The organism is Parafrankia sp. FMc2 (assembly GCF_041008525.1).
Taxonomy (GTDB): domain Bacteria; phylum Actinomycetota; class Actinomycetes; order Frankiales; family Frankiaceae; genus Parafrankia.
This window is the reverse complement of record NZ_JBFLUG010000187.1, coordinates 1-11,208: the sequence shown is the minus strand read 5'-3', so window position 1 is coordinate 11,208 and position 11,208 is coordinate 1. Positions and strand designations below refer to the sequence as shown.

Here is an 11,208-nt window from a genome sequence, read left to right as displayed (position 1 = left end):
ATATGATGAAAAGCTGCTCCGCCGCCCGTCCGTGCCCGCACCCGCGCGGTGTTCTCCTGCTCCGCGGGGGGTACCTGCCCCGGGCTCAGCTCCCCCACCCGGGGCAGGTACCCCCCGCGGAGCAGGACGAGGCTGAGCGGGTCGAGGCAGAGCGGGTCGAGGCAGAGCGGGACAGCGGCGGATGGGCCCAGGTGCGGGACGTCCTGGACGCGCAGATCGCCAGGCTGGCCGGGCGGTCCACACCCGTGGAGCCGGACCTGGTCTCGGCGGTGCGCGATCTCGCCGACGCGGTCCGCGAGTTCGTTGACGACCCCGGGCTCGCGGGCCGGTCCCACGGCCCCGCGGACAGCGCGGGCCGTACCATCGAACGAACAGTCCGCGATCATCTGCCGGGGGTGCTCGACGAGTACCTCGCCCTGCCGCGCCTGTACGCCACGCTGCACCGGCGTCCCGACGGCCGCACCCCGCACCGGGCCGCGTTCGACCGGCTCACCCTGCTCTCCGCGGTCGTCCACGCGGTCACCGCGGCGGCCTGGCGCGGCGACGAGGGGGCTGTCCGGGCCCAGGCGGAACGCCTCGCCCGCGATCCGCTCCTGGCGCGGGCCGAGCAGCCGCCGGACGGCGCCCCCGAGGCCCCCGCGCCTCCCGGAGCCTGACGCGGCCCGGTTCCCCTACGCCCCACGCCTGCGCCCCGGACGTCGACACGGCAGCCGGCACGCCCGACGGCGGGACGTCCCACGGCCGCGCGCCCGCCGACGGTAAACCCGAAGGCGCGCAGACCGGAAGCGGAGCGGGCCGGTGGCGGAGCGGGCCGTATCCGGGCTGGGACCGTGTGATCTCACCGGTGCTGGCCGGGAGGGCCCTGCCGGCTCCACCGGGTGATCGGGCAGGATATGTACAGGTAGCGCCGCCCGGCGCGGAACGAGACCAGGGATGCTGACGACCTACCTGCTGGGCCTGGGATCCGCGGTGTGCTTCGGCGTCGCCGCAGTGATCCAACAGCGCGTGGCCTTCCACGCGCCGCCCGAGGACGTGCTGCGGCTGCGGCTGCTGCTGTGGCTGGTCCGGCGTCCGATGTGGGACCTCGGTGTGCTCCTGTCCGCGGTCGGGACCTTCGCGTCCGCAGCCGCGCTCGCCCGGTCGACCGTCGCCTTCGTCGCCCCGTTGCAGGTCTGCCAACTGCTCTTCGCGCTGCCGCTGGCCGCGTTCTGGGCACGAAGACGGGTCCCTCGGCGGGACTGGCTGGCAGCGATGGCGACCGCGCTCGGCCTGGCCACCTTCCTCCTCGCCGGTGATCCGCACCAGGGCGAGGTCGAAGCGGCGACCACGCTCGGCTGGATCCTGACCGGTGGCTCGATCGGGGGCCTGGCCGCCTGGTCGGTGCTCGGCACCCGCCGGCTCGACCCGGCGCGCCGTGCCACCCTGCTCGCCGGCGGCGCGGGCCTGCTCTCCGCCCTGCAGGGCGCCCTCATCGGGAGCGTCGGCCGGCTGGTGGAGACATCCGGCATCGGGGCCGTCCCGACGTCCTGGCAGACCTACGCGGTCGTCGTGGTCGCGCTGAGCAGCGGCCTGCTGCTGCAGAGCGCCTACGAGATGGCCCCGCTGCCCGCCTCCCTGCCCGCCGCGGTCAGCCTCGAGCCCCTCGGTGGTGTGGCGATCGGCGTCTTCCTGCTCGGTGGCATGCTCCGCCTCAGCCCGCTCGCCATCGCCGGCGAGATCGCGGGCCTCGCCATCATGATCCTGGGCGTCCGGGCCCTGGCCGCCTCGCCGCTGGTCACCGGGCAGCTCTCCCGGCTGCGCGCGCGGACGTCCCAGGGCCAGCTCTCACGGCTCGAGGATCTGCTCCACCGCGATCTGGAACTGCTGCGCGATGACCTGATCCGCGGGCGCCGCGCCAGCACCGACCGGGCGCAGCGCCGGCAGTACCGGCGGCTGCACAACGACCTGGACCGCATCCACTGCGAACTCGCCCGGCTCGTCGACGACCGGGACCATCTCGATTCCCGCATCCAGACGATGCGCGCGGGCGAGCAGTCCGACAGCCGCTGCACCACGGCCGGGACGGGCGTTCCGGGGACCACGTCGGCGGGAGACATGTCTGCGGGCGACGCGTCTGCGGGCGAGACCGTTCCGAACGGATCCGTACCGGGCGGGAACGGACCGGGCGGGATTGGACCGGGCGGCAGTGCGCGGTCAGCGGAACCCAACACGCTCGGGACCTCGCTCAGGCGGCTCGCGGCCCGGGTTCGGCTGCGGACGACCCTGGCGGCCCCTCCCGTCGAACCCGTCCCGCCCCCGCGGGACACCACGCCCGCACCCGGCGGCCGGACAGCTGCCACTGCATCCACCGGCATCGCGGAGCGCAGCGAGGCAACCACCCGGATGACTTCGGGCGATCCGAACGGCAGTGCCGCGCCACACGGCAGTGCCCACGGAACGGGCCCGGGCGCGGCCAACGGCAAGGGAGGCCGTGGCCGGCGGTCGGGCACGGGTCGCCCGTCCACCCGCGTCCCGCGCGGAACAGCACCGCGACCGGTCAGGACGTCCAGAGGAGCCACTCCCCCCGCTGCCCCGCACCCGCACCGGGCCCAGCCGGTGGCGCCAGGCTCGTCCGCCGTGCCGCCGCGGGCCGGCCGGGTGCCGGCCCGCGCGGGTAGGGCCGAGGCAGCGCAGCCAGGCAGTCCGCCCCGCCCGCAGCGCGCCTCCACGGGCGCCTCCGCGCATGGGCCGGCCGCCTCCCGGCCGCCCCGGGCGAACGGTCCGGCGGACGGCCGGCCCGACGCATCCCCGGATGTCGTCAGCGATCATGATCTCGCTGCCTCGCAGCGGGCGCTGGACGCCCGCGCGGACGCCCTGCTCTCCCAGGCCGAGGAGCTTTCGGCGAAGGCCGAGACCGTCCTGCGCTCACTGGCAGGACGTCCACCGGCGGCACCCTGATCCCGAACCGCGGATCCGCGGGATCACGCGGGCCTGTAGCTGTGGTCCAGGTCACCTGAACGGCGCGTTACCGGATAAAAGACCGGGAGCTCGGACTAGTTGTATGCTGCAGCCAAATTGCCAGGACGACCGGCTTGGCGGATCATGCGACTGGACGGTACCGCGCCCCAGCGGCAGCGGCACCCGTTCCAGCAGACCAACATCAGGAAGAGCACCGCGCGCATGGACGAGACCCAGGCACCCACCGACCAGCAACGCCCGGCGGACCACGAGCATCCGGCGGACCAGGAGCATCCGGAGAGCCGCGAGCATCCGGTGAACCGCGAGTACCAGGTGGCACAGCTCGCCGACGATCTCGCGCGCCTGCTCCGGGGCCTCGCCCGCGCCCGCAGCCAGTACCTCGCCCGCGCCCGCGACGATGTCGAGTGGGCCGCGCAGATCCTGATCTCGCACCTGGCCGCGAACGGCCCGAAGCGGCTCGGTGCCCTCGCCGCGTCCGTCCAGTCCGATCCGTCCACCGTCAGCAGGCAGGTCTCGGCGCTCGTCCGGGCCGGCTATGTCGAGCGTCGCGCCGATCCGGATGACGGGCGCGCCGTGGTCCTGGACGTCACCGAGGCGGGCCGGGAAGTTTACAGAGATCACATCGAGATCCGCAACCGGCGTTACGAGGACATGCTCGCCGGCTGGAGCAGCGAGGACCTGGTCACCTTCGCCACCCTGCTGCGCAGGTTCGGGGACGAGATGGAGGTGCACCAGCCCACCTGGGTCTCCCGACCCGACACCACTCGGCTCAGCCCGGAGACGTCCGCCCAGGGCAGACCCGCGCCGCACGGCGCGTCGGGACCGGGACCGCACGGCCGGTCCACACCGCAGGACGTCCCGACCCGCGCCGGCACGGACACCTCTGCTCCGGAGGCACACCGCGTTTGACGCCCTCCCCCTCGTGAACGAGGGGGATTCCAACTCCTACACCCACCAGAGGAGGTGCGCGGCGTTGAGGTTCGCGGTTCACGGGCACGGCCAGCGCCGCGCCTCCCCGCGCGTTCACCGCACGTCCTGCGGCGATGTTGCAGGCTGCGTTCACGTCCGCGTTGACCGTGTGCCCGCAGGCTCCGCACCGGAACACCGCTTGGCTCTCACGGTTGTCGGGTGCTGTGTGCCCGCAGGCCGAGCAACGCTGACTGGTGAAGGCGGCCGGGACCTTCTCCACCCGGCCCGGCGCCTTGTGTTCGAGGCGTTGGACGAACAGGCCCCAGCCGGCCGCGAGAATCGACCGGTTCAACCCGGCTTTCTGCGCCACGTTCCGGCCCGGCTCGGCGACCGTGCCCCGCGCCGACCGCGTCATGCCCGCGATGTTCAGGTCCTCCACCCGGATCAGGTCGTACCGGCGAGCGAGGCCGGTGCTGGTCTTCTCGACCCAGTCCTTGCGCCGGTCGGCCTCCCGAACCTTCACCCGGGCGATCTGACCGCGCAGCCGGGTGCGCCGGGTACTGCCCCGCCTGGCCCTGGACAGCCGCCGTTGCAGCCTGCGGAGCCGTTCGGTCTCCCCGGGCCGCAGCCCCGGGCAGGTCAGCAGCTCTCCGGTCGACAACGCGGCGGAGACCTTCACCCCACGGTCGACCCCGACGATCCCTCCCGTGCCGGGTACGTCGACAGGTGCGGGAGCGACGGCGAACGCGACATGCCAGCGACCCGCCCGGTCGCGGGTGATCCGGTAGGACCTGAAGTCCGGCACCGTCCGCGACACACGGAACCTCACCCAGCCGGCCTTCGGTACCCAGCACCGGGACCATCTCCGGTTCAGCTTCTCAACCCTGGCATTCTTACCGACGACCTGGAAGCCCTCGGACTGGCCACGTTTCCGGTAGACCGGGCGTCTGTGCGAACCGTTGAAGAAGTTCCGCATAGCCTGGTCGAAATCCCGCAACGCCTGCTGCTGAACCGTCTGCGATCCGGCCCGAAGCCAGTCGGACTCCGCCCGCGCGGCGGTCAACTGCCGGCAACGTTCCAGATGGTTCGGTGCTTTTCCCCGGTGGGCTTCCACCACGACTGCTGTTCAACGGCAAGATTCCACACAAAACGCGCATGCCCGCAGTGCTCGGCGAGCCCGGCAACCTGTCCAGGTGCCGGATCGAGCCGATAGCGGGACACGTTCAGATTCTACCGAAAGGACTCCCGTATGCGTTCCCGCGTGGGGCTCCGTTTCCTCCCCGGCCTGAAGGCCGGGGAGGAAACGGCGAGATCCTGATGACCGCCAACACAACGACCGCGACGCAGGCCCCGGCACCGGGTGGGCTCACCCACCGCCAGATCATGACCATCGTCACGGCACTGCTGCTGGGAACCTTCCTCGCCGCGCTCGACCAGACAGTGGTCACGACCGCCATCCGGAGCATCGGCGACGACCTGCACGGGCTGTCCGCCCAGGCCTGGGTCACCACGGCGTTCCTCATCACCTCGACGGTGACCACCCCGCTCTACGGCAAGCTCTCGGACATCTACGGGCGCAAGCCGCTGTTCATGATCGCCATCTCGGTCTTCATCGTCGGCTCGGTGCTGTGCGGGATCGCATCCGACATGTACATGCTGGCCGGCTTCCGCGCCTTCCAGGGACTCGGCGCCGGCGGCCTGTTCTCGCTGGCGATGTCGATCATGGCGGACATCGTGTCGCCGCAGCAGCGCCCCAAGTACATGGCCTACTTCATGGGGACCTTCGCGACCTCCAGCGTCGCCGGGCCGCTCATCGGCGGGTTCCTGTCCGGGCGCGACAGCCTGCTCGGGCTCGCTGGATGGCGCTGGATCTTCTGGATCAACGTCCCGATCGGAGTGGCGGCGCTCGTCGCCGTCAACCGGGTCCTGCGGGGAGGCCGCAGCCGGGGCAACTCCCGCATTGACTGGTGGGGAACCGTCGCGATCATCGCGGCGGTCGTGCCGCTCCTCCTCGTCGCCGAACAGGGACGCGACTGGGGCTGGGGCTCCCCGGTCTCCATCGCCTGCTACGTCATCGGCGTACTCGGCCTGGCGTGGTTCATCGTCGCCGAGCAGCGCATGGGCGACGACGCACTGATCCCCCTGCGGCTGTTCCGGACCCGCGCGTTCTCCGTCGGCTCGGCGCTGTCGGTCGTCCTCGGCATCGCGATGTTCGGCGGCCTCGCGACCATCCCCCTCTACCTGCAGATCGTCAAGGGCGCGTCGCCGACCGAAGCCGGCCTGCTGATGCTCCCCCTGATGACCGGCATCATGACGGCGTCCATGATCTCCGGGCGTCTGATCGCCCGCACCGGCCACTACCGCCCCTACCCGATCATCGGCGCCGCGGCGATGATCGCCGGGTTCCTTCTGCTCTCCCGGATCGGCGCCGACACGCCGCTGTGGCAGACGAGCCTCATGATGGCGCTGTACGGCCTCGGACTGGGCCAGAGCATGCAGACCCTGGTCGTCGCACTGCAGAACTGCGTGGCTCCCCGGGACATCGGCGTGGCGACGGCGTCCGCCACCTTCTTCCGGCAGATCGGCGGCACCCTCGGAACCGCGGTCTTCCTGTCGATCCTCTTCGGCGCGGCACCCGCCCAGATCACGGACGCCTACCAGGACGCGCAGGGCAGCTCCGCCTTCGCCGCGGCCGCCGCCGCCCACCCCGACCAGCTCCAGCAGGTCACCTCCAGCGGCTCCCTGGACGACTCCGCGTTCCTGCAGGAGATCGACAAGGCTCTCGCCCACCCGTTCATGGTCGGCTTCTCGAACTCGATGGACCTGGTGTTCCTGGTCGCCGCCGCCGTCATCGCGGTCGGCCTGGTGCTGGCAGTGATCCTCCCCGAGGTCCCGCTGCGGACCGTCTCCGGGCTCGAGGCCGCCCGCGCCGAGGCAGGCCGCGCGGCGGCAGCCACCGCAGCCACGGCGGTCGCGGAAGCTGGCAGCGCCTCGGCCGCGGAGGCGACAGGTGACGCAGCGGTCCGCACGGCGGCGCCTGGCGCCGGCCCGGCACCGGCACCGGCACCGGCCGAGAAGATCCTCGTCGGAGGGACCTCTCTTGCCGGAGCGGCCCAACCATCCCGCGAAGGCGGGGGGACCGAGGAGCCGGTGGGAGTCCCGGAACCAGCGGGATCCGAGGGAGCCGAAGGCGCCGCGGGGGCCGCGGGCGTCGCGCCACGCGGTGCTCAGGCAGGAAGCGCTTCCTGAACTACGGACGGCATCTCCTGTGCTGCAGGCACACCGTGCTGCACCGCCGGCACACCATCCCGCACGGAGGGCCCACTGGTCTGGGTGCGGCGTTCCCGCCCCCGGCCCAGGCTCTCGGCGAAGGCTCCCGTGTTGAACCAGCCCGGGAACCCCCGCACCAGGCCAGCCGGACCCAGCATGCGGACCTGCCCGTTGATCCGCAGCTCTCGGAAGGACGCCATTCCCATCAGCCAACGGAGCAGATGCGCCGTCTCGGCCTCGAGCGTCAGGTCGTCGTCAAGGCCAGGCGCCTCCCGGCACACCGTGACCGCGCCGTCATCGATGTCAAGCCAACCTTCGGCCGCGCCCGCGCCGGTGAGCACCAGGTGAACCACGGTCCGCTGCTCCGGCAGCACCCCGGCGATGGCGCACTGGTGCAGACGCCACATCAGGCCCAGGCCGTCGCACTCCTCGTCCGTCGGATCACCAAACATCCACTCGGCCGCCCACTGGCCGACCGCCCACACCACCGATGACAGCGCCTGCCCCGCCTCGGTCAGCGAATACCGCACCTGCTGGCCACGCGGGGCCGGCGCGCGGCGGACCAGCCCACGACGCTCGAGCAGGCGCAGCCGCTGCGCCAGCAGCGTCCGACTCAGCCGGGGCAGCCCACGATGGATCTCGTTGAAGCCGCTCGCCCCCACACTCAGCTCGCGGATGACCAGGGGCGTCCAACGGTCACCGACGATCTCGACGCCCAGCGCTATCGGACAGTACTCGACGTGGCGACCCATGCCCCGATGCTCGCACCGTCTCCCCGCCGCAGGCAGTACACATCCGGTACCGGACAACACAGAGCGACAGCTGTCGTCCGGCTGACTCCGACCAGTACGAGATCCGTACTCGTCGGCCGGCCTCCATCCGAAGCATGCTGGCTCCATGCGCCGCCGCCATCACGGACGGCGACCGATTCGAGGAGTTGGCATGCCCACCACCCAGACCTCACCGAACCTGGCCGCCATCACGGAACGCCAGCAGCAGACCTGGTCCAGCGGGAACTTCGCGAAGATCGCATCCCGCATCGTGCTCAGCAGCGAACTGCTCGCCGACGCCGCCGACCTGCACGCCGGCTGGCACGTGCTGGACGTCGCCTGCGGCACCGGCAACGCCGCGATCGCCGCCGCCCGCGCCGGCGCCCAGGTCGTCGGCATCGACTACGTTCCCCAACTGCTGGCGGACGCCGAGGCACGGTCCCGCGCCGAAGGTCTCGACGTCGAGTTCCGGGTCGGCGACGCCCAGCACCTGCCGGTGCCCGACGGCAGCTTCGACGCGGTCCTCAGCGTCTTCGGCTCGATGTTCGCGCCCGACCACCGGCGCACCGCCGCCGAGATCGTGCGGGCCGCGCGTCCCGGCGGGATCGTCGGCCTCGCCTCATGGACGCCCGACGGCTTCGTCGGGGACATGTTCCGGGTCATCTCCACGTTCGTCCCGCCGCCGGCCGGGGTCAGTTCCCCGTTGCTGTGGGGAACCCGCCCACACCTGGACGGCCTTTTCGGCGACGCGATCGCCACGGCCGAATCCGTCGAGCAGACGTGTACCTTCCGCTTCGCGTCCGCCGAGGAGTTCGTCGCCTTCTTCCGCCGTTGGTACGGCCCGACCTTCAAGGCCTTCGAAGCCCTTGATCCGGCCGGGCGCGACCAGCTCGCAGCCGAGCTCACCGACCTGGCCCGCCGCTGGGACCGCTACGGCGGTAGCGAGAACGCGGTCGCCCTGCCCTCGACCTATCTCCAGACAGTCATCACCCTCCGTTAGCCCGCGTGGACGGGTCTGACCCGGCCGGGTCCGTCTCCTGATGGCCACGCGAGGGCCTCGCCGTCCGCTGGCCCGTCGGGCGGCGGCCCAGCACCGGCCCCGCGGGGGTCCGCGGCGGCCGCCGACTCGGCCCGGTCACGCCTCATGGCTTCGATGCCACCACGACAAACGCCGTCTCAGCGAAGAAGAACTCGCCGGCGACCTGCGCCGTACACAGCTGTTCCTGCCATTCGTCGACCTCGTTCACGGTGACCGAACCGAGACCTCGTTCGGCACTTCGACGGACCGCCGTCATCACCTCGTCCAGGCGGATATCTCTCGCTTCGGACAGTTCGGCGTGAGCCGTCGTGAAAGCCCGTACCGATTCGAGACCCAGCGGACTCCGCCGAACCAGTCCGGCCAGCTTCCGGCCCATCCAGGGATCAGCGGCGGCCATGTGTTCGTAGAGCACCGGCAGATCCGCGTAGGTCTGCAGCACCCGGCGGGTGAGATCCCGACTCCCGACCGCTACCACCATCGGCCGGGCCTGCGGTTTGATGGAGAGGCCTCCACGCGGAGCACGCGGGGTCTACGCTCAGTCCTCGATGACGATTCGCGACAAACTTGTCTCTCGTGCCCAGCCTTATCTGGAGCCCGGTGAGCAGGTCCGGCAGGTGTTCAGAGCCCAGACTCGATCGCAGTTGCTGGTCGTTCTGATGCCCGCCCTCCACTTCATGATCGGCCGCCGGATCGTTGTCGTCACCGATCGCGGCGTCATCGTGCTGCGTGCCCGGCGACTGATGCCCAGCAGACCCACGGGCGACACACCACTGGCCCGGCTACCACGGCGAACCCGCTTCGGTGAGATGGAAGGCATGTTCTGGGGCAGCACGTCCGCGACGGGCGAGCAGCTGTGGATTGCCAGCCCCTTCCACAAGGACGTCGCGCAGGCTGACCGGGAACGACACCGACCTCCTCCTCACACGCCCCCTGGCCCCTGACCCGCGTCAGCTGCAGGCCAGCCACCCGGCAGCCGCCACCTGTCTGGCCGACGAAGTGACGGTGTCGCTCCGAAGGCGCTGACTGTCGGCGTCCGCACGGGCATCTCTTGCGAACGCCGACGGCGTCATCCCTGCAGCGGCTAACGGGCCCCGGCCGCGACGGCATCGTCGACGAGATGGCGGACAAAGAACCGTTCAGCGCTGCCCATTTCGAATCTGGGTAGGTCGACATGCCGACCGGAGTTGGCGTGCAGCGTCTTCTCGGGGGAGGCTATGGCGTCGAACAGGGCGAGGCCGGCCGCGCGCGGCACGATCTCGTCGTCCCACTGGAGCAGAAACTGCACGGGGACGGTGAGGCGCGAGGCCGCATCGGTAAGGACGTCGTAGCCGACGAGGCCAAGGACAGCCGCGGTGATCCGCGGTTCGGCGGCGACCAACGGCATGCCAATCATGCTGCCGAGCGAGACACCCCAGTACCCCACCGGTCCGTCAGCGCCGATCCGGCCGAGGCTCTGAAGAGCGTTCAGGGTGGCCTGCCACTCGGGAACAGCCTGCGCGGCACGGACGGCGTTGTCCTGAGCGATCAGCTCTCCGACGGGCTCGCCGGCCGTCATCTGCCTACGCAGCTGCGCGGTGAACCGTTCGTCCTGCGCGGTTCTTGGCCGGTCGCCGTGCCCGGGCGCGTCGATCGCCGCCACCGCGAAACCGAAGTCCGTCACGTAACGATGAGCACGGGCCACCAGGCCCGGGGCACACTTGTGCTGACCGCCTCCGTGGCCGAGCAGTATCAGTGGGCGCGGGCCGAATGCGTCAGCCGGCGACCAGAGCACACCGGGAATGCCGTCAAGGGTGAAGCGATCTTCCGACACACCGGTCGAGGTCGTCGTCTCCGAGGTGAAGCGCATGGATCTCGTTGCCTTTCGGGATGCCTTGGGCGCTCCCGACGGCCACCTGGGTCAGATGAACCGCGCCGCAGGACGGTAGGAGAGCACCCGATCGGATACAGCGGTAACGGGTCTCACCTCCTCAGGCCGATTCACGGACGGTGCGACGTTACCAGAGAACTGCTTCCTGACCCCCGGCAGTCCCCGGCCCGCGGCGGGTTGATTCCAGCGACGGGCAGGGCGCAGGCGGAGCGTCCTCGGGGCGAGGGAATCTCGACGCTGCTCCTGGCGCCGGAACCGGCGTGCGCGGTTCTCGCTGTGGTCTCACCGACCCAGGCCCTCCCACTCGTCCACCCAGAACCCTGTTGTCGAACGCAGGTTCGAAGGGGTGGTCGATACCCCCAACCGCCCACACGACGCTGGATGAGGTGACCGTC

Annotated in this window: 8 protein-coding genes and 2 pseudogenes; 6 read left to right on the top strand and 4 right to left on the bottom strand. The window is 71.2% G+C overall.

What is annotated here, in order from left to right:
* The 3 genes and pseudogenes from AB1460_RS33060 to AB1460_RS33050 all read left to right on the top strand — a co-directional run.
* A pseudogene (locus AB1460_RS33060) lies at window positions 1-656 on the top strand (hypothetical protein); the annotation flags it as partial.
* Between the two features lie 277 nt (window positions 657-933).
* Entirely contained in the window at window positions 934-2,937 is a 2,004-nt protein-coding gene (locus AB1460_RS33055) for a DMT family transporter (protein ID WP_368966148.1), read from the top strand.
* A 144-nt stretch (window positions 2,938-3,081) separates the two neighbouring features.
* Window positions 3,082-3,867, top strand: coding sequence for a MarR family winged helix-turn-helix transcriptional regulator (locus AB1460_RS33050; protein ID WP_368966147.1), 786 nt, complete (start codon window positions 3,082-3,084; stop codon window positions 3,865-3,867).
* 37 nt (window positions 3,868-3,904) lie between these two features.
* Here the strand turns inward: AB1460_RS33050 and AB1460_RS33045 are convergent.
* Window positions 3,905-5,088, bottom strand: a pseudogene (locus tag AB1460_RS33045) (RNA-guided endonuclease InsQ/TnpB family protein); the annotation flags it as partial.
* 96 nt (window positions 5,089-5,184) lie between these two features.
* Here AB1460_RS33045 and AB1460_RS33040 point away from each other — a divergent pair.
* Window positions 5,185-7,116, top strand: coding sequence for an MDR family MFS transporter (locus AB1460_RS33040; RefSeq protein ID WP_368966145.1), 1,932 nt, complete (start codon window positions 5,185-5,187; stop codon window positions 7,114-7,116).
* Here AB1460_RS33040 and AB1460_RS33035 read toward each other — a convergent pair.
* Window positions 7,095-7,889 carry a winged helix-turn-helix transcriptional regulator gene (locus AB1460_RS33035; RefSeq protein ID WP_368966143.1) on the bottom strand — a complete coding sequence of 265 codons (795 nt, stop codon included), beginning with the start codon at window positions 7,887-7,889 and terminating at the stop codon, window positions 7,095-7,097. The two genes, AB1460_RS33040 and AB1460_RS33035, sit on opposite strands and share 22 nt — an antisense overlap.
* A 190-nt stretch (window positions 7,890-8,079) precedes the next feature.
* On the opposite strand from AB1460_RS33035, the gene AB1460_RS33030 reads away from it, so the two are divergent.
* Window positions 8,080-8,907, top strand: coding sequence for a class I SAM-dependent methyltransferase (locus tag AB1460_RS33030; RefSeq protein WP_368966142.1), 828 nt, complete (start codon window positions 8,080-8,082; stop codon window positions 8,905-8,907).
* Window positions 8,908-9,049: 142 nt separating this feature from the next.
* On the opposite strand, the gene AB1460_RS33025 is transcribed toward AB1460_RS33030, so the two are convergent.
* On the bottom strand, window positions 9,050-9,424 hold the full coding sequence (locus AB1460_RS33025; protein WP_368966141.1) for a hypothetical protein: 375 nt from the start codon (window positions 9,422-9,424) through the stop codon (window positions 9,050-9,052).
* Between the two features lie 67 nt (window positions 9,425-9,491).
* Between AB1460_RS33025 and AB1460_RS33020 the strand changes: the two genes are divergently transcribed.
* Complete coding sequence (locus tag AB1460_RS33020; RefSeq protein WP_368966140.1) at window positions 9,492-9,887, top strand: hypothetical protein; 396 nt, start codon at window positions 9,492-9,494, stop codon at window positions 9,885-9,887.
* A 140-nt stretch (window positions 9,888-10,027) separates the two neighbouring features.
* On the opposite strand, the gene AB1460_RS33015 is transcribed toward AB1460_RS33020, so the two are convergent.
* Window positions 10,028-10,792: an alpha/beta hydrolase gene (locus tag AB1460_RS33015; protein WP_368966138.1), complete on the bottom strand. Its 765-nt coding sequence runs from the start codon at window positions 10,790-10,792 to the stop codon at window positions 10,028-10,030.
* Between the last annotated feature and the right edge of the window lie 416 nt (window positions 10,793-11,208).